Raw genomic sequence first — 23,109 nt, 5'->3', positions numbered from 1 at the left:
GCATGGGCATGAACCCACACCTCGCGCGCGTGCTCCTCGTCTCCTTTGGCGCGGCGGCCGCCGCGGACCTCGTCTCGCTGACCGCCGGCTTCGACCCGGGGCACACGGTCGCCAAGCCGCTCCTGATGCCCCTGCTCGCCGCTCACGTGGCCGCGCGCGGCGGCCCCTGGCTGCTCGTCGCGGCCCTGCTCTTCGGCTGGGGCGGCGACACCCTTCTCCTGTTCGACGCGGACCCCGCCTTCCTGGCCGGGATGGCCTCCTTCGCGGCGGGGCATGTGTGTTATCTCGCGCTGTTCAAAAGTGCTCCCCGCGCGCGTGGAGCGTGGTTTCTCGGCGTGTACGGCCTCGCCCTCGTCGCCACCGTCACCCTGCTGTGGCCCGACCTCCCCGCCGAACTGCGCCTCCCCGTCGCCGGGTACAGCCTGCTGCTCACCGCGATGGCGTACGGCGCGACCCGGCTCGGACTCGTGGCAGGCCTCGGCGGCGCCCTTTTCCTGCTCTCCGACACCCTCATCGCGACCGGTGTCGCCGACTGGCCACAGCTCCCGAGGCCCGACTTCTGGATCATGCTCGCCTACGCCGCCGCCCAGTTCCTGCTGGTCAAAGGCGTGCTGGGCAGGCTCGGCGCGCAATCCGCACCGGGGGCGGCGTACGGTGAGTTGTGCTCGGCGAACCGCTGAGCACAGCCGCAGACGCCCCGCAGGAGAAGGAGCCTCGCCATGCGCGCCACCACCATCCACGCCCCTTATGACATGCGCGTGGAGGACGTGCCCGAGCCCGTGGTGCAGCTGCCCACCGACGCGGTCGTCCGGGTGCTGCGGTCCTGCATCTGCGGCAGCGACCTGTGGGCGTACCGCGGCGAGTCGCCCCGGGAGCCGGGCCAGCGGATCGGGCACGAGTTCCTCGGCATCGTCGAGGAGACCGGCTCCGAGGTGACCGGCGTCAAGCGTGGCGACCTGGTCGTGGCGCCCTTCATGTGGTCCGACGGAGTGTGCGAGTACTGCCGCGAGGGGCTCACCACGTCCTGCGAGCACGGCGGCATCTGGGGCGATGTCGGCTACGACGGCGGGCAGGGCGAGGCCGTCCGCACCCCCTACGCCGACGGCACCCTCGTACAACTGCCCAAGGAGGCGGCCTCCGACGACCACCTGCTGGCGGCCCTGCTGTCGCTGTCCGACGTGATGGGCACGGGTCACCACGCGGCCGTCGGCGCGGGGGTCCACGAGGGCGCCACCGTCGCCGTCGTCGGGGACGGTGCCGTCGGGCTGTGCGCCGTGCTGGCCGCCAAACGGCTCGGCGCCGAGCGGATCATCGCGCTCGGACGCCACCGGGTGCGTACGGACATCGCACGCCGCTTCGGTGCCACGGACATCGTCACCGAGCGCGGCGACGCGGCCGTCGAGGCCGTCCGCGAGCTGACCCGCGGCCAGGGCGCGCACTGCGTCATCGAGGCGGTCGGGACCGAGCAGTCCATGGCGACGGCCGTGAACATCTCCCGCGACGGCGGCGCCATCGGCTTCGTCGGGGTCCCGCACGGCAGCGGTACGGGCCTGGACCTGAGCGTGCTGTTCGACCGGAACATCGCCCTGCGCGGCGGGGTCGCACCGGTGCGGGCGTACATCCCGGAGCTGCTGCCCGACGTCCTCGACGGGACCATCGACCCGTCGCCGGTGTTCGACGTGACCGTCGGTCTGGAGGGCGTGCCCGACGGCTACAAGGCGATGGACGGGCGCACGGCCCTCAAGGTGCTCATCACTAGCTGAAGCCCCGCCACCATCTGGAGGCCTGTCACCAGCTGAAGCCCCGCCACCATCTGGAGTCCCGCCGTCATCTGGAGGCCTGTCACCAGCTGATGGCCTGTCACCAGCTGCAGCCCTGGGGAAAGGCTCACCACCTGATCGGCAGGGGCACCGCCGTCAGCACGCCCGACACCGCGACGACCATGCCCAGTGCCACGACCTCCGCACGCGCGGGGGAGCAGGTGCTGAGCGGGTCCGCGGCCCCGCGCAGCCTGAGCCGCGCACTCAGGGCCAGGACGGCCACGACGGCCACCAGAAGCACCTTGGCCAGCAGTGTGCGCCCGTACGCCGTCGTCGTGAGCTGGTCCAGGACCGTCCCCGGCGGCATCCGGCGCAGCGCGCTCCAGGTGCCCGTCGCGGTGAGCGCCGCGAACAGGACGACCGCCACGCGCGCGTAGAGGCCCAACAGCGCGACCCCCGCCTCCGAAGGACCCCATTTCCGCAGCATCCGCAGCACATGCAGCAGGCCTCCGGTCCACAGCGCCGCGCAGACCACATGAACGAGCGTCAGGCCGGAGCCGACCAGGGGGCTGTACTCCGTCGTGGGGTGGGCGCGCAGCGCCTCCGCGACCGCCACCGCGGCCAGCGGCCACACCTGGAGGGCGGGGCGACGGTAGAGAGTGCAGAGGCCGGCCACCACGAACGCGTTGACCTCCAGGAGCGCCAGCTTGCCCTCCCGGGTCTCGTAGAGCCCGCCGATGTCCATGTCGGAGAGCTGGTCGGGCAGCAGGTTCCCGGTGGCCACGACCGAGGCAAGACCGAGCGCGGCCACGAGCCCGGCGACGGCGGCGAAAGGCGCCCAGCTGCGGGGCGCGTCCTGCAGAGGTGCGCCCGGCACGCGGCGGGCCAGCCGGGCCGCGAACAGTTCCCCCACCGGGACGCACAGCGCCGCGAACAGCAGCGTGCGCAGCAGGGCTATGCCCCCGGCGCCGGGGGCCACGGCCTCTCCCGTGCCGTCGAGCGCCGCGCGCGGGCCGAGCAGCGGGATCACGGCCGCCGACGCCACCAGGGCGAGCAGGACGACGGCCCGTCCGGTGGCCCGGCGCCGCGCCGGCTCGTCGGCGTCGGTCACCTCGGCGTTCGGTCTCGTCAACGTCACCTCAAGATCTTCACCAGTCGTCACAGATCCGGGCAAGTGCAGGGAAACGACTGGCGGAACGGCATTCCGCCCATGGATACGTCCCCGGTCGGCCCGCGACTCAGGACCAGCGCGCCGGATCGGTTCCCCAGACCCCCGGCGGCCGTGCCCAGTCGCTCGGCCCGCCCGCGAAGGACACCGGCGACCGGGCGTACCGCAGCCGCCCCAGGCCACTGTCTGTCTCAGCGAGCCACGGCCCTGGTTCGTACGAGCCGAGCGAGGGCTCCGGGGCAGGCCCGCCAACCAGCCAGGCCGCCGTCTGCGCCAGCGCCAGCCGTACGATCCTGGTCCCGCCCTCCTCCGTCTGCTCGGTCAGCGAACGCAGCACCGCCGCAGCCAGCAGATACCCCGTGCCATGGTCGAGGGCCTGCGCGGGCAGTGCGCCCGGCCGCTCCGCCGAACCCTCCGTCTCCGCGATCCCGGTGGCGACCTGCACCAGACTGTCGAAGCCGCGCCGCCCGGCCCAGGGTCCGTATCCGCCCCAGGCGGAAAGCTGCGCCACCACCAGCCCGGGCCGCCGCTCCGCCAGCGCCCGAGGGGTGAGCCCGAACCGGTCCAGGGCGCCGGGCCGGTATCCGGTGACGACGACGTCGGCTCCGGCGAGCAGCTCCTCGAAGGCCCGCCGGTCCGTGGCGCGGTCGAGATCGAGACAGGCGGACCGCTTGCCGAAGCCCGTGTCGGCGTGCTGGTCGGGGAGTTCGGGCAGCCGCGGCGAGTCCACCCGCAGGACGTCGGCGCCCAGCAGGGCGAGGGTACGGGTCGCGACCGGGCCCGCGATGACCCGCGTGAGGTCCAGGACACGTGCGCCCGCCGCGGGCAGCAGCGGATCACCGGAGAGCGGCGCGAGCGCGCGTACGGGTGCGTCGTCGATCCGCTCCCGGCTCAGCAGCGGCCTGCGTGCCACCGCCGCCCCCTGCTCGTGCGCCGCCCATTCCTTCGTCGAACGCAGCGCGACGGCGAGGCCACCGACCGCGTACACGGTGTCCTCCACGTCCACCGCGGACCGTTCCGCGAGGTGCGCGGCGACGGCTTCCACCGCCGTGTCCTCGGGCAGTCCGAGCGCGCTCAGCAGCCGCGCGCGGTGATGCGGGTAGTTCGCGTGCGTCCGCACCCAGCCGTCCGCGGTACGCCAGAACCGGGACAGCGGCGCGAAGTTCACCGGCGCCCGTCCGTCGACCAGCAGATGCCGCTCACTCACGAACGCCGTGGCGACGGCCCCGTCGTCGACCCGCACCTCGGGCACCTCGGGGAGCCCGGCCCGTCGCGCCGCCAGCTCGGCGCCCGCGAGCGCGCAGGCCCCCACACGCGCATGCGCCAACTCCCTTACGGGCAGCCGCGCTTGAAGCACCCCACCCCGTTCGACGTGCTCGATCCGCCGGACCAGGGCGGGATCGCCGCCCAGGGCCGACCAGACGAACGTGGTGTCCTCAGCAGTCATGGGGCCACTATGCCGGGTGTACCGCATCACCGTGTCGCCCTCCGGGGCCGGACGCAGAGAGGCCGGGCGGCAATGGGCCGCCCGGCCTCGTCGAACGTCGCTTCCTGTTACTTGGTGACCGCGTCCAGCGCGTCCGCGGTGCCCCAGCCGTAGAAGCCGTTGCGGTTCTTCGTGCCCTCGCACACCGCGTCGACCTTGCCGTCGCTGTTGATGTCGTACGGGTCGGTGCACGGCGTGGCGTCGGCCTCGGCGTACAGCAGCGCCTTCACCAGGGCGGCGGAGGCGTGCGGGTGGGTCGACTTGATGAGAGCGGCGACGCCCGCGACGTGCGGGGACGCCATCGACGTACCGGCCATGTAGCCCCACTTGCCGCCGGGCAGCGGGCCCAGGATCAGACCGCTCGTGGCGGGCGGTGCGGGCGTCTGGTAGGCCGTCGAGTCGCCACCCGGCGCGGCGATGTCGATGACACCCTGGCCGTAGTTGGAGAAGGACGACTTGATGCCCTTCGCGCCGGTCGCCGCGACTGTCACGACACCCGGCAACTGGGTCGGGATGTCATAGCACTTGGACGGGTCGATCACCCGGTCCGAGGGGGTTCCGTCGTTCGGCGAGACCGGGTCGGTGATCGAGTCGGCCGCCAGGTCGTAGCTCTCGTTGCCCGCCGCGGCGACGTTGACGGTGCCCTTCTTCTCGGCGTACTGCGAGGCGCGGGTGATCGCGTCGACGAGGGCCTTCTGGTCCGGGTCGTCCTTGCAGTTGAAGTACCAGGGGTCGGTGTAATAGCTGTTGTTGGTGACGTCCACGCCGTGCTCGGCGGCCCACACGAAGCCGCAGACGACGGCCTCCGTGTAGAAGTAGCCGGCCGTGGTCGCCACCTTGATGCCGGCGACCTTCACGCCGGGCGCGACGCCGGTGATGCCGACGCCGTTCTTGGCACCGGCGATCTCGCCCGCCACGTGCGTGCCGTGCGGGCTCTCGGCCGCGCTCGGCCGCCATGCTCCGTCGGTCGTGTCCGGCTTGCCCGTCACGCAGTTGACCGACGCGGCGCGGTCGAAGTTCGGCGCGATGTCGGGGTGCGTGTCGTCGACGCCGGTGTCGATGACGGCGACCGTCACCTTGCTGCTGCCGAGCGTCACCTCGTGCGCCTTGTCCGCCTTGATGGCGGGGAGGTCCCACTGCAACGGCTCCAACGGGTCCTGCCCGGCGACCGCCTGAGTGTTCGTCACCTCCGCGACCTCTTCGGCGGTGAGCACCGTCGGGGTGCCCACGTCGGTGGTCGACTGCGCGGGCAGCGGCGCGTTGCGCGTGTTGCCGGCCGACTGCACACCCCGTACGCCACGGATCGTCTTGGCGAAGTCGGGGTTCGAGGAGTGGACGACGATTACGCCGATCTGGTCGTACGACGTCACGATCGTGCCGCCCGCCGCGGCGATCGCCTTCGTCACCGTGGCGGAAGGCGCGTGCCCGGGGCTGACGTTGACGACATAGCTGAGCGCGGTCGCGTCGGCGGCGACCTGCTGGGGTGCCTCCGCCTCGGCCGCCGACGCGCTGACGTTCGGCAGGAAGGCGAGTGCGGTGGCCGTGGCCATCCCCAGCGGGATGGCTATGGCGCGGCGGGAGCGCTTGAGAGGCGCTGTCATGGGTGTCTCCAGTTTCGTTCGCGGTACGAGCTGTACGAGCCGTGCGGAGGCTCAAGTGGCGGGTAGCCGGGTGTGATTGACGGTGTTACTTGACCGCCCGCAGTGCATTGATGATCCCGGCCCCGTAGAAGCCGTTCAGGCCCTTGCCGCCCACGCAGGTGGCGTCCACGACGCCGTCGCCGTCACCGTCGTACGCGGTCGGGCAACTCTGGCTGTCCGCCTGGGCCTTGAGGAGCGCCTGGAGCTGGGCCGGAGTCGCCTTGGGGTACGTGGACTTCAGCAGCGCGGCGACAGCGGCGGCGTGCGGCGAGGCCATCGACGTGCCCTGCAGGAAGGCGTACTGGTTGTTCGGCATCGTGGAGAGGATGCGGCCGTTCTGCGACGGCGTGTCCGGGATCTGGTACTTGTCGCCACCAGGCGCCGCGACGTCGATGACGCCCTTGCCGTAGGTGGAGAAGTACGACTTGGTGCTGTTGACGCCGGTCGAACTCACCGTGACGACACCCGGCAGCTGGGTCGGGATGTCGAAGCACTCGTGCGGGTCGACCGTGCGGGGCACCGGGGTCGAGTCGTCGGGGCTGGAGTCGTCGACTATGGCGTCCGAGTCGAGGTCGTCGTTGGCGTTGCCCGCCGCGGCGACACTGAGGGTGCCCTTCTTCTGCGCGTACAGCTGGGCCCGGTTCACCGCGTCGACGATCGCCTTCTGGTCGGGGTCGTCCAGACAGTTGTAGAGCCAAGGGTCCACGTAGTAGCTGTTGTTGGTTATTTCGACGCCGTGGTCGGCGGCGAACACGAAGGCGCAGACGACACTCTCCGGGAAGAAGAGCTGCCCGGCGTCCGGCTCGGCCACCGTGATGCCCGCGACCTTCACACCCGGCGCGACACCCGCCACACCGATGTCGTTGCGGGCGGCGGCGATCTCACCGGCGACATGCGTGCCGTGGTAGTGGTCGGCGTCCACCGGACGCCAGGCGCCGTACGTCGTGTCCGCCTTGCCGCCCACACAGCTCGCGGACTGCGAGGCGGAGAAGTTCGGGGCGAGGTCAGGGTGCGTGTCGTCGACGCCGGTATCGATCACGGCGACCGTGACGTTCCTGCTGCCCGGGTTGATCTTCGCGGCCTTGTCGGCGCCGATCGCGCGCAGGTCCCACTGGTCGGCCTCCAGGGGCTCCTGGCCTGCCGCGGCGCTCTGCGAGAGCTCGGCGGCGTCCGCCGCCGACAGCATCTGCGCCGCGCCCTCTTCCGTGGTGCCCGCGGCGGTCACCGGCGCGGTGTGCGTCGCGCCCGCCGACTGCACTCCACGCGCCGCGCGGATCTGCTCGCCGAAAGCGGGGTTGGCCGAGTGGACGACGATGACACCGATCTTCTCGTACGCGATGACGACGGTGCCGCCGGCCTTGGCGATGGCCTTCTTCACCGACTCGACCGTGCGGTGGTCGGCCTTGGTGTTGACGACGTAGGGCACGACCGGGCCGTCCGCACTCGTCGCGGCCGTCGCCGTGAGCGGGGCCGCCGACGCGGCACCCGGCAGGAAGCCGAGCGAGGCGGTGAGCGACAGAACGACCGGCACCGCGAGGGCGAGCCGGCGTCTGGAACGCAGATGAGCCATGGGATCTCCATAACATCCGGAAAGCGAGCTGCCCGAACACGGGTTTGGTGCTCGGGCAGGTACATGACGGAATGGTTCAGGCCGAAGCTATCTCCCCTCCGACCTGGGCAGCAATGACTTCCGGCAGTGACTTCTGAAAGAAGTGCCGCGAGTTGAACCTGCCCACGCGTGGCGCCGTGACGTTGGACAGGGAGCCCGAGCACGATCGAGCCCCTGCTGGATCACGCCCGTGGCCACCTGACAGTGCCGTCCGGTCCACGTGATCCACGTCATCGTGAGGTCAGAAACAGCCATGTCCCTACCCAGACCGTCCCCGTCCGCGAGCCCCGGCTCGCCCCCGTCCACCGTCGCTACCGCACCCGCAACGCGAGGAGACTCCGTGGCCACCGACGCACCGCCCCCCTCGAAGACAGATCCTGAGCTCCCCTCGACCGAGAAGTTCGTCGAGATGCAGGAGAGCGCGGAGTTCGGTGAACTGCGCCGTTCCTACCGCTCCTTCGCCTTCCCGCTGACCATCGGCTTCATCACCTGGTACCTGCTGTACGTCCTGCTCTCGAGCTACGCGGGCGACTTCATGGGCACCAAGCTGATCGGCAACATCAACGTCGCCATGGTCCTCGGCTTCGCCCAGTTCCTCACCACGTTCCTCATCGCCTGGTGGTACTCGCGGTTCGCCACCGCGAACCTCGACCCCAAGGGCGCAGCCATCAAGTCCCGGATGGAGGGCGGCGAATGAGCCCCCAGTTCGTCATCGCCGCCGGTGAAGCCAGCGAGCACCGGCCGCTGATCGTCTCCCTGTTCGCCGTCTTCGTACTGGCGACCCTCGTCATCACCGTCTGGGCGGGCCGCCAGACCAAGGACGCGGCCGACTTCTACGCGGGCGGGCGCCAGTTCAGTGCCTTCCAGAACGGCCTCGCCGTCTCCGGCGACTACATGTCCGCCGCGTCCTTCCTCGGCATCGCGGGCGCGATCGCCCTCTTCGGGTACGACGGCTTCCTGTACTCCATCGGCTTCCTGGTCGCCTGGCTGGTGGCGCTGCTCCTGGTCGCCGAACCGCTGCGGAACTCCGGCAAGTACACGATGGGCGACGTCCTCGCGTACCGCATGCGCCAGCGCCCGGTCCGTACGGCGGCAGGCACCTCCACGATCGTCGTCTCGATCTTCTATCTGCTGGCCCAGATGGCGGGCGCCGGTGTCCTGGTCTCCCTGCTGCTCGGCATCACCAGCGACGCGGGCAAGGTCGGCATCGTCGCGCTCGTCGGCCTGCTGATGATCGTGTACGTGACGATCGGCGGCATGAAGGGCACTACCTGGGTCCAGATGGTCAAGGCCGTCCTGCTCATCGCGGGCACCCTGCTCATCACCTTCCTGGTGCTGCTCAAGTTCAACTTCAACATCTCCGACCTGCTCGGCTCGGCCGCCGAGAACAGCGGCAAGGGCTCGGCCTTCCTGGAACCGGGCCTCAAGTACGGCCTCACCACCACCTCGAAGATCGACTTCATCTCGCTGGGCATCGCGCTGGTCCTTGGCACCGCCGGTCTGCCGCACATCCTGATCCGCTTCTACACGGTCCCCAACGCCAAGGCCGCGCGGAAGTCCGTGATCTGGGCGATCGGCATCATCGGCGGCTTCTACCTGATGACCATCGCGCTCGGCTTCGGCGCCGCCGCGCTCATCAAGCCGGACGAGATCATCGCCTCCAACAAGGCGGGCAACACGGCCGCGCCACTGCTCGCGCTCCATCTCGGCGGCGTCGACTCGGCATGGGGCGCGATCCTGCTCGCCACCATCTCGGCGGTCGCCTTCGCCACGATCCTCGCGGTCGTCGCCGGCCTGACCCTCGCCTCGTCCTCCTCGTTCGCGCACGACATCTACGCGAACGTCATCAAGAAGGGCACGGCCACCGAAAAGGAAGAGGTCAGGGCCGCCCGCTACGCCACGGTCGCCATCGGTGTCGTCTCCATCGGCCTCGGCGCCCTCGCACGCGACCTGAACGTCGCCGGCCTGGTCGCCCTCGCCTTCGCGGTCGCCGCCTCGGCCAACCTGCCGACGCTCCTCTACAGCCTCTTCTGGAAGAGGTTCACGACGCAGGGCGCACTCTGGTCGATCTACGGCGGTCTCGTCACCGCGGTCGGCCTGGTGCTGTTCTCGCCGGTGGTCTCGGGCAAGCCCACGTCGATGTTCCCGGACGTCGACTTCCACTGGTTCCCGCTGGAGAACCCCGGCATCATCTCGATCCCCGTCGGCTTCCTGCTGGGCTGGATCGGCACGCTCCTCTCCAAGGAGGAGCCCGACACCGGCAAGTACGCCGAACTGGAGGTCCGGTCCCTCACCGGTACCGGAGCGCACTGAGCACCTCCCCGTGACGGCCGCGTCGTAGATCCCTACGACGCGGCCGCGCCGTGTCTGGTGGGATCGGGCCTCCGCCGATGTCAGTCCCGTCACGTAGGCTCGCTGGTGTCAGGAGAAAAAGATCCGCATCGAGGGAGGGGGCCCACGTGCTCATCGACACCTACGGCCGAGTGGCCACCGACCTACGCGTCTCGTTGACCGACAAGTGCAATCTGAGGTGCACGTACTGCATGCCCGAAGAGGGCCTGCAGTGGCTGGCCAAGCCCGACCTGCTCACGGACGACGAGATCGTCCGCCTGATCGGCATCGCGGTCACCGCCCTCGGCATCACCGAGGTCCGCTTCACCGGCGGCGAGCCTCTGCTGCGCCCCGGCATCGTCGGCATCGTCGAGCGGGTCGCCGCCCTGGAGCCCCGCCCCCAGATGTCCCTCACCACGAACGGCATCGGCCTCAAGCGCACCGCCGCGGCCCTCAAGGCGGCGGGCCTGGACCGGGTGAACGTATCGCTGGACACCCTGCGCCCCGACGTCTTCAAGACCCTCACCCGCCGGGACCGCCACAAGGACGTCATCGAGGGCCTGGCAGCCGCCCATGACGCCGGCCTGACCCCCGTCAAGGTCAACACGGTCCTGATGCCGGGCCTGAACGAGACCGAGGCCCCGGATCTGCTGGCCTGGGCCGTACAGCACGAATACGAACTGCGGTTCATCGAGCAGATGCCGCTGGACGCCCAGCACGGCTGGAAGCGCGAGGGCATGGTCACCGCCGGTGACATCCTCACCTCACTGCGCACCCGCTTCCAGCTCACCGAGGAGGCTGCCACCGTGCGCGGCTCCGCCCCCGCGGAGCGCTGGCTCGTCGACGGCGGTCCGCACCGCGTCGGCGTGATCGCCTCGGTCACCCGCCCGTTCTGCTCGGCCTGCGACCGTACGCGGCTCACGGCCGACGGCCAGGTCCGCACCTGCCTCTTCGCCTCCGAGGAGACCGACCTGCGGGCCGCCCTGCGCTCGGACGCCCCCGACGAGGAGATCGCCCGCATCTGGCGGCTCGCGATGTGGGGCAAGAAGGCGGGGTCCGGCCTGGACGACCCGTCGTTCCTCCAGCCGGATCGGCCGATGTCGGCGATCGGCGGCTGACCCGCCGCTATCGGACCTCGTCCTGTTCCCACTCCGCCAAGGGCACCACGTCCTTCAGGAACCCGCGTACACCAAGGAACTTGGAGAGATGCTCGCGATGGTCCTCACACGCGAGCCACGTCTTGCGGCGCTCCGGAGTGTGCAGCTTCGGGTTGTTCCACGCGAGCACCCACTCCGCGTCGGCGCGACAGGCCTTGGCCGAGCACTGAGGAGTGGAGGGGGCGGTATCGGGGAAGAGCGGGAAGGTCACGCACCCAGCCTAGACGGCTCCGAGAACGGCCCTGGAAACAGCCCCGAAAAGGCGACGCCGAGCAGCCACGGGGGGAGCTGCCCGGCGTCGGTCCGTCGCTCCGACGGGGGATGCGGAGCGCGTACGAAGTATGCCATGGGGGACCCGGTGCCTGGCACCGGAACAACATGATTGATCTGAGCTTTTCTTGAGCTTAACGCACCTTTGGGTTCCACTTTCGGCCCATCCTCCGTGGTCAGCTCCAGGGTGGTGCCGGCGGCCGGTGGGTCAGCTCGGGTCGTGCGGCTCGGCCCGCGGCCGTGCCCCTGAGTCGGCCGCGAGGTCTTCCGGCGCGGGCTCCGCGAAGCCGTTCTGCCGCGGCGGCGCGATCATCGGACGGGTGGGGGCGGCGATGAACGTCGAAGGCAACGACGGGACGTTCTCCCGGCCCGCGTTGGCGATCACCACGGAGACATAGGGGAGAAGTACGCCCAGTACCAGGGCGACCACGGCGACATGACGCTCGACGTTCCAGAGGACGGCGGTGAGGATCACGGCGACCGTGCGGACGGACATCGAGATGACATAGCGGCGCTGTCTGCCGCGTACGTCCTCGTCGAGCCCCTGCCTGGCTCCGGTGATCCGGAAGACCTGGCCGTTGCTCTGCTTCCGCAGCACGTTCCACCACCCGCCCGTGTCGGACTCTCCCCGGCCCGTACCCAGTCCGACCCTGGTCAGGGAGGCAGGCCCGAACAGCCTTCAGGTTACGCCGAGGCTGCGTCGTCTTCGAGACCGGGGCCAGTTCCCACGGGCCGGAACCGATGCGTCGTACCGCGTATGGCTCCGCCCGACATGCGCCGTATGGCGGACAGTCCGACACTGAGCCTAATGCTCGCGTAGAGCCGTACTAGGAGGCAGCCATGGGCTGGTTGTGGGCGATCATCGTCGGGTTTGTGCTGGGCCTGCTGGCCAAGGCCATCCTTCCGGGCAAGCAGCACAGCCCACTCTGGCTGACCACCATCTTCGGCATCATCGGCGCCATCGTTGGCAACGCGATCGCCCGGAGCATCGGCATCGACGAGACGAGCGGCATCGACTGGGGCCGTCACGCGCTGCAACTCGGCGCCGCCATCGTCATCGTCTTCCTGGGCGACATGGCGTACGTGGCCCTACGGGGCAACAAGCAGCGAGCCTGAGCATCCGTACGTACGGCGAAGGGGCGGACGCCGTCACGGGTGTCCGCCCCTTCGCCGTGCCTACGAGGGCTCAGGCCCCCGTGACCTCCACGGCCGCCAGGTTCTTCTTGCCCCGGCGCAGCACCAGCCAGCGCCCGTGCAGCAGGTCCTCCTTGGCGGGGACCGCGTCCTCGGCGGGGACCTTCGCGTTGTTCACGTACGCGCCGCCCTCCTTGACCGTGCGGCGCGCGGCCGACTTGCTGGCCACCAGGCCGACCTCCGCGAAGAGGTCCACCGTGGGCGCCAGCTCGGCGACCTGGATGTGCGGCACCTCGGAGAGGGCCGCGGTCAGCGTCCTCTCGTCGAGCTCGGCCAGCTCGCCCTGCCCGAAGAGGGCCCTGGACGCGGCGACCACGGCGGCCGTCTGGTCGGCGCCGTGCACCAGCGTCGTCAGCTCCTCGGCGAGCGCCCGCTGGGCCGCGCGGGCCTGCGGGCGCTCCTCGGTCTGCTTCTCCAGCTCCTCGATCTCCTCGTGGGACCTGAAGCTGAAGATGCGCAGGAACTTGGAGACGTCCCGGTCGTCCGCGTTCAGCCAGAACTGGTAGAACGCGTACGGCGTGGTCATCTCGGCGTCCAGCCAGATCGTGCCGGACTCCGTCTTGCCGAACTTGGTGCCGTCCGCCTTGGTGATCAGCGGGGTGCCCAGCGCGTGCACCACGGCCTCCGGCTCGACCCGGTGGATCAGGTCGGTGCCCGAGGTGAGGTTGCCCCACTGGTCGCTGCCGCCGGTCTGCAGCGTGCAGCCGTGCCTGCGGTACAGCTCCAGGAAGTCCATGCCCTGGAGGATCTGGTAGCTGAACTCCGTGTAGCTGATGCCCGCGTCGGAGTTGAGCCGCCGGGAGACGGCCTCCTTCGCGATCATCTTGTTGACCCGGAAGTGCTTGCCGATGTCCCGGAGGAACTCGATGGCCGACAGGCCCTCGGTCCAGTCCAGGTTGTTGACCATCACCGCGGCGTGCGGACCCTCGAAGTCCAGCAGCGGTGCGATCTGCGCGCGCAGCCGCCCCACCCACTCGGCGACGACCTCGGGCGAGTTCAGCGTGCGCTCGGAGTTCGGCTTCGGGTCGCCGATCAGGCCGGTGGCGCCGCCGACCAGGCCCAGCGGGCGGTTGCCCGCCTGCTGGATCCGGCGCATCGTCAGGATCTGCACGAGGTTTCCGAGATGCAGGCTCGGCGCGGTGGGGTCGAAACCGCAGTAGAACGTGACGGGACCGTCCGCGAACGCCTTGCGCAATGCGTCCTCGTCAGTGGAGAGGGCGATCAGCCCCCGCCACTGCAGTTCGTCGACGATGTCCGTCACGGTTCTCGTATCTCCTTGGAAGGTCCGGTCGAGCTCGTACGAGGTTATACGCCCTGGCTGACAGAGCTCATATTGAAGTCCGGGATGCGCAGCGCGGGCATCGCGGCCCGAGTGAACCAATCGCTCCACTCGCGCGGCAAGGTCTTTTCGGTCCGCCCCGCCTCCGTCGCCCGCCCCAGCAGGCCCACCGGCGACTCGTTGAACCGGAAGTTGTTGACCTCGCCGACGACCTCGCCGTTCTCGACGAGGTAGACGCCGTCCCGGGTCAGCCCGGTCAGCAGCAGGGTCGCCGGGTCGACCTCGCGGATATACCAGAGGCAGGTCAGCAGCAGACCGCGCTCGGTGGCGGCAACCATCTCCTCCAGGGAGCGGTCGTCGCCGCCGTCCAGGATCAGGTTGCCGATCGACGGCGCCACCGGCAGCCCGGTCAGGCCCGCGCTGTGCCGGGTGGTGGTCAGGTGCTTGAGCTCACCGTTGCGGATCCACTCGGTCGCCTTGAGGGGCAGCCCGTTGTCGAACACGGACGCGTCGTCGCCGGAGGAGTGGGTGAGGACGAACGGCGAGGTTTCGAGCCCCGGCTCGTGCGGGTCGCTGCGCAGCGTCAGCGGCAGCTCGGTGAGCCTCTCGCCGACGCGGGTCCCGCCGGGCTTGCTGAACACCGTCCGGCCCTCGGCCGCGTCCCGGGCCGACGCCGACCACAGCTGGTAGATCAGCAGGTCCGCGACGGCGGTCGGCGGCAGCAGCGTCTCGTAGCGCCCCGCGGGCAGGTCGATACGCCGCTGTGCCCACCCGAGTCGTACGGCCAGCTCGGCGTCCAGCGCCGCCGGGTCGACGTCCTTGAAGTCCCGTGTCGACCGCCCCGCCCACGCCGAACGCGTACGGTCCGGCGACTTGGCGTTGAGCTCCAGCGTCCCCTTGGGCTGGTCGTGCCGCAGCCGCAGCCCCGTCGACGTACCGAGATAGCTGGAGACGAGCTCGTGGTTGGCGAACCCGTAGAGCTCCCGGCCGCCCCCGCGTGCGCGGGCGAACGATTCACCGAGCGCCGGCGCGAAGTCCGCGAACACGGCGGACGAGGTCTCGATGGGCGCGTCCGTGAAGTCGGGGGACTCCGGGACGCCCGAGACGAGCGGCTGGGCGTCCTCGGCCGGAGCCGCACCGCGCGCCGCCGCCTCCGCGGCCCGCACCAGGGGCTCCAGTTCATCGGCGGTCACGGCCGCGCGCGAGACCACTCCGGACGCCGTGCCCTCGCGGCCGTCGACGGTGGCGATGACGGTGAGCGTGCGCCCGCGCGTGACCCCGTTCGTGGTCAGCGCGTTGCCCGCCCAGCGCAGGTTGGCGGTCGACTCCTCGTCGGCGATCACCACGCAGCCGTCGGCGCGGGAGAGTTCGAGGGCGCGCTCGACAACCTCGTGCGGCTTGTTCGTACGAGTCGTCGTGCTCATCGACCGGCCTCCTGCTTGGTGTTGAGACTGTGCTTGCCCGGGAGATGACCCCCGGACCCCCGGCCGATCCCGGTGCTGACGCTCATCGTCCGGCCTCCTGGGTGGTGTTGAGAATGTTGACGCCCTTGAAGAGGGCCGACGGGCAGCCGTGCGAGACCGCCGCGACCTGACCCGGCTGGGCCTTGCCGCAGTTGAAGGCACCGCCCAGTACGTACGTCTGCGGTCCACCGACCGCGGCCATCGAGCCCCAGAAGTCGGTGGTCGTCGCCTGGTACGCGACATCACGCAGCTGGCCCGTGATCTGACCGTTCTCGATCCTGAAGAACCGCTGCCCGGTGAACTGGAAGTTGTAGCGCTGCATGTCGATGCTCCAGGAGCGGTCACCGACGACATAGATGCCCCGGTCGACGCTCCCGATCAGGCCCTCGGTCGAGAGCCCGGCGGGATCCGGCTGGAGCGACACGTTCGCCATGCGCTGCACGGGCACATGGCCGGGGGAGTCGGCGTACGCGCACCCGTTGGAGCGCTCGAACCCGGTCAGCTTCGCGATACGCCGGTCGAGCTGATAGCCGACGAGGGTCCCGTCCTTCACCAGGTCCCACGACTGTCCGGCGACACCCTCGTCGTCGTACCCGATGGTCGAGAGTCCGTGCTCGGCGGTCCGGTCACCGGTGACGTTCATCAGCTCGGAGCCGTACCGCAGTTTGCCCAGCTGGTCGAAGGTGGCGAAGGAGGTCCCGGCGTACGCGGCCTCGTAGCCGAGTGCCCGGTCCAGTTCGGTGGCGTGGCCGATGGACTCGTGGATGGTCAGCCAGAGGTTGGACGGGTCGACGACCAGGTCGTACACCCCCGCCTGCACACTGGGGGCGCGCATCTTTTCGGCGAGCAGTTCCGGAATCTGCTCCAGCTCGGACTCCCAGTCCCAGCCGGTGCCCGTCAGATACTCCCAGCCGCGCCCGACCGGCGGCGCGATGGTCCGCATCGAGTCGAACTCGCCGCTGGACTCGTCGACGGCGACGGCGTTCACCTGCGGGTGCAGCCGTACACGCTGCTGCGTGGTCACGGTCCCGGAGGTGTCGGCGTAGAACTTGTTCTCGTGCACGGTCAGCAGCGAGGCGTCGACATGGCTGACGCCGTCGGCCGCAAGGAGCCGCGCGCTCCACTCCGCGAGCAGCCCGGCCTTCTCCTCGGCCGGCACGGAGAAGGGATCGATTTCGTACGACGAGATCCACGTCCTGTCGGCGTGCACCGGCTCGTCCGCCAGCTCGACGCGCTCGTCGGATCCGGCCGCCTTGATCACCTGGGCCGACAGCTTCGCCATCGCCACGGCCTGCGAGGCGACCTTCGCGGCCGCGTCCATCGTCAGATCCACCCCCGACGCGAATCCCCAGGTCCCGCCGTGCACCACGCGCACCGCATACCCGAGGTCTGTCGTGTCGGAGGATCCGGCGGGCTTGGCGTCCCGCAGCCGCCATGCCGCGCTGCGTACCCGTTCGAAGCGGAAGTCGGCATGGTCGGCGCCCAGCGCCCGGGCCCGCGCGAGCGCGGCGTCGGCCAGGGCGCGCAGCGGTAGTGCCGTGAAGGCTTCGTCGATGGAATGAGGCACGGAGGTCTCCCTGCTGTCGTGGCCTGTCGGACCGATCATGTCGCGCGGGCGGGGTCGGAGGCCATGTCTTTCCGGTGCCTTGTGAACCTTTATGGACGGCCGGGTTGCCCGTCGGTGGGCGGGCCACGGGCTTTCGGTAGATGGGCCATGGGCTTTCGGCGGGCGGGCTACGGCTTTCTGTAGGGACCCGACAGCGAGTCCCCTACGCGACTGTCGGTGCCCGATTCTCCGCATGCGGGGCGGGACCGATAGGTTTTCGAGTAAGGCGCCTGTCCTGTGCAGGGGCTTCGGACCGTTATCGAAAGGGTGATCCGTTGAGCCGCTCGGTTCTCGTCACCGGAGGCAATCGGGGCATCGGCCTCGCCATCGCCCGCGCGTTCGCCGAGGGCGGCGACAAGGTCGCGATCACTTACCGTTCCGGCGAGCCACCGGCCGTGCTCACCGATCTGGGCTGCCTCGCGGTGAAGTGCGACATCACCGACTCCGAGCAGGTGGAGCAGGCCTACAAGGAGATCGAGGCCGAGCACGGTCCGGTCGAGGTTCTGATCGCCAACGCGGGTGTCACCAAGGACCAACTCCTGATGCGCATGTCGGAGGAGGACTTCACGTCCGTCCTCGACACCAACCTCACGGGCACCTTCCGCGTCGTGAAGCGGGCCAACCGAGCCATGCTGCGGGCCAAGAAGGGCCGCGTCGTACTGATTTCCTCGGTCGTGGGGCTGCTCGGCTCCGCGGGTCAGGCGAACTACGCCGCCTCCAAGGCCGGCCTGGTCGGGTTCGCACGCTCGCTCGCCCGTGAACTCGGCTCGCGCAACATCACCTTCAACGTCGTCGCGCCCGGTTTCGTCGACACCGACATGACCAAGGTGCTCACCGACGAGCAGCGCGCGGGCATCGTCAAGCAGGTGCCGCTGGGCCGCTACGCGCAGCCCGAGGAGATCGCCGCCACGGTGCGGTTCCTCGCCTCGGACGACGCCTCGTACATCACTGGAGCCGTCATTCCCGTCGACGGCGGATTGGGCATGGGTCACTGATCACCATGAGCGGAATTCTCGAGGGCAAGCGCGTCCTGATCTCCGGTGTGCTGCTGGAGTCCTCCATCGCCTTCCACGCCGCCAAGCAGGCCCAGGAGCAGGGCGCCGAGATCATCCTGACCGCGTTCCCGCGGCCCACGCTGACCGAGCGCATCGCCAAGAAGCTCCCCAAGCCCACCAAGGTCATCGAGCTCGACGTGACCAACGACGAGCACCTCGCGCGTCTTGCCGACATCGTCGGCGAGGAGCTGGGCGGCCTGGACGGCGTCGTGCACTCCATCGGCTTCGCGCCGCCGGACGCGCTCGGCGGCAACTTCCTCAACACGCCGTTCGAGTCGGTCGCCACCGCCATGCACGTCTCGGCGTTCTCCCTGAAGTCGCTGACCATGGCGTGCCTGCCGCTGATGCAGAGCGGCGGTTCGGTCGTCGGCCTCACCTTCGACGCGTCCTTCGCCTGGCCGCAGTACGACTGGATGGGCCCGGCCAAGGCCGCCCTGGAGGCGACCAGCCGCTACCTCGCCCGCGACCTGGGCAAGCAGAACATCCGCTGCAACCTGATCTCCGCGGGCCCGCTCGGCTCGATGGCCGCCAAGTCCATCCCGGGCTTCGACGAGCTGGCCTCCGTGTGGGACAACCGCTCCCCGCTGGAGTGGGACCTCAAGGACCCGGAGCCGGCCGGCAAGGGCATCGTCGCGCTGCTGAGCGACTGGTTCCCGAAGACGACCGGCGAGATCATCCACGTGGACGGCGGTCTGCACGCTATCGGGGCGTGATTTCCTGTACGTCGCCGACGCCCCGTCTCCCGCAGTGTGCGGGGAGCGGGGCGTCACCCGTTAGGCCTATTTGACGGGCATCCGGGACGGCGCACCGCGCACGCTGGGATGACGCACCGCCCCGCAGCCGTACGGCCGAGGAGGTCCGCTTGTGCGCCTGTCCCGCCGTTTCGCCCCGGTGTTCGCCGCTGTCGCTCTAGTGACGGTTCTGCCGTACGACGCCGTGCCCCACGCGCGCGTGGGCTCCGAGAATCCGCCCGTGCTACAGCCGTTCGGTGCCGAGTGCCGCACCACGGTCACCGGCTCGCATGCCGTCGCCTACTGCCACAACCCCTACGTGGATACCGATCGCGTACGCCTGCACGTCGAGTGCGACCGCTGGTGGGACATCGACAGCGACGGCGCCCTCGTCGGCGCGGGGCCGGCGGAGACCGTACGGCTGACCGGCCGGTGCTGGAAGGAGATCCGGTCGGTCTGGGTCAGCCACCAGAAGTGACGACGGGTCCTACTGGTTGAGCCGTCCCGGGCGGCACAGGAACGGATAGCCCGCGGCCTCCGTGGCAGCCGCCTCCGCCTCGCCCGCGCGGATCGCGTCCACGAGCCGGGTGTGGTCCATGTACGTCTCCGGCGTCAGCTCCTTGCCGACGTCCTCGCGCAGCCAGTCGCGCAGTACCTCGCCCAGGTCCGCGTACATCGCCGTCATGACGTCGTTGTGGGAGGCGGCCACCACCGCCAGATGGAAGGTCGCGTCGGCGGTCACGAAGGCCTCCGCGTCGCCCGACTCCCAGGCCTCCTCACGGCGTACGAGCAGGCCGTCCAGCTGTTTGAGATCGCGCTCGGTGCGCCGCTCGGCGGCGAGTTTCGCGGCGCTCGACTCCAGCGTGGAGCGCAGCTCGGCGATGTGCCGCGGATCGGCGTCCGCGAAGCGGCGGTGCATCACACCCGCCAGCTCGCTGGTCGCCGCCACGTAGGTGCCCGAACCCTGCCGGATGTCGAGCAGGCCGTTGTGCGCGAGCGCGCGGACGGCCTCGCGGACCGTGTTGCGGGCGACGCCCAGCTGCTCGACGAGCTCCGGCTCGGTCGGGATGCGGGAGCCCACCGGCCACTCGCCCGAGGTGATCTGGTTCCGCAGCTCGGCGATGACCTGCTCGGACAGTGCCGAACGGCGAGGGTGGCTCAGCGGCATGACGGTCCTTCGTACGGGGCCGGAGGCTCCGGAGACTAACGCAAGGGGATTGGACAGCCAATCATCCCATGATTCTATGATGGGCGACATGGCAAGCGAGGAGACCCGGACGATGCCGTCCGCACCCATACGCAGTTCCGCAGGCACCGAGACGGAGACCGAGCGCGAAACGTCATCCACGCGCGCGCGGATGACGCGTCTGGTGGTCGTCGCGATCGTCCTCACGGCCCTCAATCTGCGGCCTGCGATCACGAGCCTCGGCGCCCTCCTGGAAGAGGTACGCGACGGACTCGGCATGAGCGGCAGCGTCGCCGGGCTGCTCACCTCCGTGCCGCCGCTCTGTTTCGCGGTCTTCGGGGTGATGGCGCCGCGGCTCGCCCGCCGTTTCGGGCCCGGTGCCGTCGTCTGCGCGGGCATGGTCGCCATCGCGACGGGCCTGGCGATCCGCCCGTACGCCGGGAACACCGCAGGCTTCCTGGCCGCCACCGCACTCGCGCTCATGGGCATCGCCGTCAGCAACGTGCTGATGCCGGTGATCGTCAAGAGCTGGTTCCCGGAGCGGGTCGGTTCGATGACCGGCCTGTACTCCATGGCCCTCGCACTCGGCACCGCGGCCGCTGCGGCGGTGACCGTTCCCATGACCGACGCCCTGGGTGGCAGTTGGCGGTCCGGGCTCGTGGTGTGGGCGGGGCTGGCGGTGGTGGCCGTACTGCCGTGGATACCGCTCACGCGCGCGCGGGGGGCCGGCGCGAGCGGCCGGCAGGGGACCTTCGTGCCCGGTGCGCAGGGGGCTTCCGTGCCTGGTGCGCGGGGGGATTCGCGGTCCGGTGTTTCCGGCTCGGTCCCGCGCGTGCCCGACGGGCTGCGGATCACCCGGAGCCGTACCGCATGGGCGCTCGCCGTGTTCTTCGGGCTTCAGGCCACCGCGGCGTACATCACGATGGGTTGGATGGCGCAGATCTTCCGCGACGCGGGAGTCTCGGCCGGCACCGCGGGTCTGCTTCTCGCCGTCACGATGGTGATGGGCGTGCCGCTGGCCTTCGTCATCCCGCGCCTCGCCACGCGCCTGCCCCACCAGGGGCCGATCGTGGTCGCGCTCGGCGTCTGCGGTCTCGCCGGATACGCGGGCCTCTACGTCGCCCCCGCGGGCGGCGCCTGGGCCTGGGCCCTGCTGCTCGGCGTCTCCAACTGCGCCTTCCCGCTGGCCCTCACGATGGTCGGCATGCGGGCCAGGACCGGTGCGGGCGTGGCCAAGCTGTCGGCCTTCGCGCAGAGTGCCGGTTATCTGATCTCCATTCCCGGGCCGCTCCTCGTGGGCGTGCTCTACCAGCACAGCGGCGGCTGGGGGCTGCCCCTCGCTCTCATGGCCGGGCTGATGATCCCGCAGATCGCGGTGGGCATCCTCGCCGGGCGCGACCGCACGGTGGAGGATGAGGCCGCCCGCCGAATGTGAGGCTGAGTGCTGGATGTGAGGCCGAGCGCCGGATGCGTTGATGAGGGGTCCGAGCGGGCCCAGGAGCGATCCGAGGGTGCACCCGGGGGATCCAATCCCGTTGGTGAGGTGGTGACCCCACCGTGATGGGGCGGGCGAAGGGTGCGAGACTGGGCGTATGCCAGTGCTCGATCCGAACCCCCAGAACGGCCAGAAGAAGATGCTGCTCATCTTCGGCACGTTCCTCGCCATCACCGTGATCATCGGCATCATCGCGACGATCGCCTCACCCTGACTGCCGCGCAGTCCCCTTGAGCGCCGCGTGCTGTCGCTTTGACCGCCGCGTACCGTCCCCCTGGCCGCCATGCAGGCACCGTGTCCGGCGGGGTCTTCGCGGGGCACGCCCGGCGTCCGTGGTGGTGCTGGCCCCCCATCCCCTAGGGGGTGAGTGTCAGGGTCAAGTGGGTGGATCACCGGATGGGTTGAGGGCTCCGCATTCCGTAACTTCGAATTGTGGCCGCGAGGACGCGGCCACGGACCACTCGAAGACCACGGAGGCGGCATGTCGGCCCCTACGCACCCCCGGCTCCACCCGGCGACCAAGGGCCGCATCGACATCCGGCTGCCCTGGTGGGCCCTCGCGCTGCCGATGCTCGCCTTCGTCACCCTGCTGCTCCTGATACTCAATCCGGTGGACGCGCACGCGGCCGGCGGCACCCCCGCGATCACGGATGTCTTCGAGCGCGTCCAGCAGACGGTGCTGAACCAAGCCCCCTGATCTGCAGGCCACCAGGAGCCCGGATTCGCCCCGCCACCAGGCGCCGTGACCTCCCGGCCCCAGGTGTCGTCAACCGCCCCGCACCGTCGCCCCGAGAGCCCCTGTCACCCCTCCCGGTGCAGCGAGTCAACTCCCTGCGCCCCATGGCGTGTTTCATGCGAAGCTGGGACACATGAGCGTCGCAGAACCCCGCAGGATTGTCCTCTTCCGGCATGCGAAAGCCGACTGGCCACAGGTGCCCGACCACGAGCGGCCGCTCGCCGACCGGGGCCGCAAGGACGCAGCCGTCGCCGGACGCAAGCTGGCCGACACCGGCATCCCCTTCGATCTGGCCCTCTGCTCCACCGCGGCCCGGACGCGTGAGACCTGGAAACTCGCCGTCCATGAGCTCCAGCACCGGCCGAAGACGGTCTACGAGGAGCGGCTGTACGAAGCCTCGCCGGGCGAGCTGATCGCCGTACTGAACGAAACCCCCGAAGACGCGCAGGACGTGGTCCTGATCGGCCACAACCCAGGAGTGCAGGGCCTCGCCGACATCCTGGCCGGACAGGCCGAAGGCGACACCCGCACCCGGATGAACGACAGAGGATTCCCCGCAGCCGCCTTCGCGGTGCTTTCCCTGGACGGCTCCTGGAAGTCCCTGGAGCCCGGAGCGGCCACGCTGATCGACTACTGGGCGCCGAGCGACTGACGACCCGGCCAAGAGATAGCGAGGGGCCCGGCACCGTGACGGGACGCTGTTGGTTAATCCGGATCCCTGCGTGACGTCGGCCTTCAAGACCTGGTTGTGGTCTTGAAGGCCGACGTTGTCGTACGGGGAGGGTGTCGATGTCGATGCAGCCGCAGGAGCCGGGGGAGATTCCGGTGGAGACGGTGCGGGTGGCGCGGGCTGCCTTCCCCAAGGGAAGTCTGGCGATTCGGATCCGGGACGAGCTGGGTGTTCTGTTCGCTGACGAGCAGTTCGCGAGCTTGTTCCCGGTGA

23 protein-coding genes are annotated in these 23,109 nt (G+C 70.1%); 13 read left to right on the top strand and 10 right to left on the bottom strand.

Annotated features, from left to right (window positions below):
* Nucleotides 1-8: 8 nt before the first annotated feature.
* Complete coding sequence (locus ACFWP7_RS25315; protein WP_384385250.1) at nucleotides 9-680, top strand: lysoplasmalogenase; 672 nt, start codon at nucleotides 9-11, stop codon at nucleotides 678-680.
* A 39-nt stretch (nucleotides 681-719) separates the two neighbouring features.
* Nucleotides 720-1,763, top strand: a complete 1,044-nt coding sequence (locus ACFWP7_RS25310; RefSeq protein WP_384385083.1) for a zinc-dependent alcohol dehydrogenase family protein — start codon at nucleotides 720-722, stop codon at nucleotides 1,761-1,763.
* Between the two features lie 124 nt (nucleotides 1,764-1,887).
* Here ACFWP7_RS25310 and ACFWP7_RS25305 read toward each other — a convergent pair whose 3' ends face one another.
* The 4 genes from ACFWP7_RS25305 to ACFWP7_RS25290 all read right to left on the bottom strand — a co-directional run bounded on the left by ACFWP7_RS25305 (nucleotide 1,888) and on the right by ACFWP7_RS25290 (nucleotide 7,624).
* Complete coding sequence (locus ACFWP7_RS25305; protein WP_384385081.1) at nucleotides 1,888-2,898, bottom strand: CopD family protein; 1,011 nt, start codon at nucleotides 2,896-2,898, stop codon at nucleotides 1,888-1,890.
* A gap of 100 nt (nucleotides 2,899-2,998) precedes the next feature.
* A complete protein-coding gene (locus tag ACFWP7_RS25300; RefSeq protein ID WP_384385077.1) occupies nucleotides 2,999-4,375 on the bottom strand; it encodes a CoA transferase in 1,377 nt (458 codons plus the stop codon).
* A gap of 107 nt (nucleotides 4,376-4,482) precedes the next feature.
* Nucleotides 4,483-6,015 carry a S8 family serine peptidase gene (locus ACFWP7_RS25295; protein WP_384385074.1) on the bottom strand — a complete coding sequence of 511 codons (1,533 nt, stop codon included), beginning with the start codon at nucleotides 6,013-6,015 and terminating at the stop codon, nucleotides 4,483-4,485.
* Nucleotides 6,016-6,100: 85 nt separating this feature from the next.
* The gene (locus ACFWP7_RS25290; RefSeq protein WP_384385071.1) at nucleotides 6,101-7,624 is read right to left on the bottom strand and encodes a S8 family serine peptidase; all 1,524 of its coding nucleotides are present in this window, start codon (nucleotides 7,622-7,624) and stop codon (nucleotides 6,101-6,103) included.
* Nucleotides 7,625-8,003: 379 nt separating this feature from the next.
* On the opposite strand from ACFWP7_RS25290, the gene ACFWP7_RS25285 reads away from it, so the two are divergent.
* From ACFWP7_RS25285 to moaA, 3 genes are all read left to right on the top strand, one after another.
* Complete coding sequence (locus ACFWP7_RS25285) at nucleotides 8,004-8,360, top strand: DUF485 domain-containing protein (RefSeq protein ID WP_384385069.1); 357 nt, start codon at nucleotides 8,004-8,006, stop codon at nucleotides 8,358-8,360.
* Nucleotides 8,357-9,976, top strand: a complete 1,620-nt coding sequence (locus ACFWP7_RS25280; RefSeq protein WP_384385067.1) for a cation acetate symporter — start codon at nucleotides 8,357-8,359, stop codon at nucleotides 9,974-9,976. Before ACFWP7_RS25285 ends, ACFWP7_RS25280 begins: the two co-directional genes overlap by 4 nt.
* Before the next feature lie 146 nt (nucleotides 9,977-10,122).
* Entirely contained in the window at nucleotides 10,123-11,112 is a 990-nt protein-coding gene (gene moaA / locus ACFWP7_RS25275) for a GTP 3',8-cyclase MoaA (protein ID WP_384385064.1), read from the top strand.
* 7 nt (nucleotides 11,113-11,119) lie between these two features.
* Here moaA and ACFWP7_RS25270 read toward each other — a convergent pair whose 3' ends face one another.
* Nucleotides 11,120-11,362: a hypothetical protein gene (locus ACFWP7_RS25270; RefSeq protein ID WP_384385062.1), complete on the bottom strand. Its 243-nt coding sequence runs from the start codon at nucleotides 11,360-11,362 to the stop codon at nucleotides 11,120-11,122.
* A gap of 267 nt (nucleotides 11,363-11,629) precedes the next feature.
* A complete protein-coding gene (locus ACFWP7_RS25265) occupies nucleotides 11,630-12,016 on the bottom strand; it encodes a DUF3099 domain-containing protein (protein ID WP_384385247.1) in 387 nt (128 codons plus the stop codon).
* A 245-nt stretch (nucleotides 12,017-12,261) separates the two neighbouring features.
* Between ACFWP7_RS25265 and ACFWP7_RS25260 the strand changes: the two genes are divergently transcribed.
* Nucleotides 12,262-12,537, top strand: coding sequence for a GlsB/YeaQ/YmgE family stress response membrane protein (locus ACFWP7_RS25260; RefSeq protein ID WP_384385059.1), 276 nt, complete (start codon nucleotides 12,262-12,264; stop codon nucleotides 12,535-12,537).
* Nucleotides 12,538-12,607: 70 nt separating this feature from the next.
* Here the strand turns inward: ACFWP7_RS25260 and tyrS are convergent, their stop codons facing one another.
* The 3 genes from tyrS to ACFWP7_RS25245 all read right to left on the bottom strand — a co-directional run bounded on the left by tyrS (nucleotide 12,608) and on the right by ACFWP7_RS25245 (nucleotide 16,963).
* A complete protein-coding gene (gene tyrS, locus ACFWP7_RS25255; protein WP_384385055.1) occupies nucleotides 12,608-13,876 on the bottom strand; it encodes a tyrosine--tRNA ligase in 1,269 nt (422 codons plus the stop codon).
* A 44-nt stretch (nucleotides 13,877-13,920) separates the two neighbouring features.
* Nucleotides 13,921-15,318: a metallopeptidase TldD-related protein gene (locus ACFWP7_RS25250; RefSeq protein ID WP_384385052.1), complete on the bottom strand. Its 1,398-nt coding sequence runs from the start codon at nucleotides 15,316-15,318 to the stop codon at nucleotides 13,921-13,923.
* Nucleotides 15,319-15,400: 82 nt separating this feature from the next.
* Entirely contained in the window at nucleotides 15,401-16,963 is a 1,563-nt protein-coding gene (locus ACFWP7_RS25245; RefSeq protein WP_384385049.1) for a TldD/PmbA family protein, read from the bottom strand.
* A gap of 275 nt (nucleotides 16,964-17,238) precedes the next feature.
* Here ACFWP7_RS25245 and fabG point away from each other — a divergent pair, with 275 nt between their 5' ends.
* From fabG to ACFWP7_RS25230, 3 genes are all read left to right on the top strand, one after another.
* Nucleotides 17,239-17,958 carry a 3-oxoacyl-[acyl-carrier-protein] reductase gene (gene fabG, locus ACFWP7_RS25240; protein WP_384385046.1) on the top strand — a complete coding sequence of 240 codons (720 nt, stop codon included), beginning with the start codon at nucleotides 17,239-17,241 and terminating at the stop codon, nucleotides 17,956-17,958.
* A 5-nt stretch (nucleotides 17,959-17,963) separates the two neighbouring features.
* Complete coding sequence (gene fabI, locus ACFWP7_RS25235; protein ID WP_384385043.1) at nucleotides 17,964-18,731, top strand: enoyl-ACP reductase FabI; 768 nt, start codon at nucleotides 17,964-17,966, stop codon at nucleotides 18,729-18,731.
* 151 nt (nucleotides 18,732-18,882) lie between these two features.
* Nucleotides 18,883-19,227 (top strand): hypothetical protein, encoded by a 345-nt coding sequence (locus ACFWP7_RS25230; protein WP_384385040.1) that lies wholly within the window; start codon nucleotides 18,883-18,885, stop codon nucleotides 19,225-19,227.
* 9 nt (nucleotides 19,228-19,236) lie between these two features.
* On the opposite strand, the gene ACFWP7_RS25225 is transcribed toward ACFWP7_RS25230, so the two are convergent.
* Nucleotides 19,237-19,917, bottom strand: coding sequence for a FadR/GntR family transcriptional regulator (locus tag ACFWP7_RS25225; RefSeq protein ID WP_384385037.1), 681 nt, complete (start codon nucleotides 19,915-19,917; stop codon nucleotides 19,237-19,239).
* Nucleotides 19,918-20,005: 88 nt separating this feature from the next.
* Here ACFWP7_RS25225 and ACFWP7_RS25220 point away from each other — a divergent pair, with 88 nt between their 5' ends.
* From ACFWP7_RS25220 to ACFWP7_RS25205, 4 genes are all read left to right on the top strand, one after another.
* Entirely contained in the window at nucleotides 20,006-21,370 is a 1,365-nt protein-coding gene (locus tag ACFWP7_RS25220; RefSeq protein WP_384385035.1) for a CynX/NimT family MFS transporter, read from the top strand.
* Between the two features lie 157 nt (nucleotides 21,371-21,527).
* Nucleotides 21,528-21,644: an SGM_5486 family transporter-associated protein gene (locus ACFWP7_RS25215; RefSeq protein ID WP_384385033.1), complete on the top strand. Its 117-nt coding sequence runs from the start codon at nucleotides 21,528-21,530 to the stop codon at nucleotides 21,642-21,644.
* Nucleotides 21,645-21,911: 267 nt separating this feature from the next.
* Entirely contained in the window at nucleotides 21,912-22,127 is a 216-nt protein-coding gene (locus ACFWP7_RS25210; RefSeq protein WP_384385030.1) for a hypothetical protein, read from the top strand.
* A 172-nt stretch (nucleotides 22,128-22,299) separates the two neighbouring features.
* Nucleotides 22,300-22,818, top strand: coding sequence for a SixA phosphatase family protein (locus tag ACFWP7_RS25205; protein ID WP_384385027.1), 519 nt, complete (start codon nucleotides 22,300-22,302; stop codon nucleotides 22,816-22,818).
* Nucleotides 22,819-23,109: the final 291 nt, after the last annotated feature.

Origin of the sequence: Streptomyces sp. NPDC058470, assembly GCF_042721055.1 — a bacterium.
In the GTDB taxonomy this organism is placed as follows: domain Bacteria; phylum Actinomycetota; class Actinomycetes; order Streptomycetales; family Streptomycetaceae; genus Streptomyces.
The sequence above is the reverse complement of the archived record's forward strand: the minus strand, read 5'-3'. Positions and strand labels throughout refer to the sequence as shown.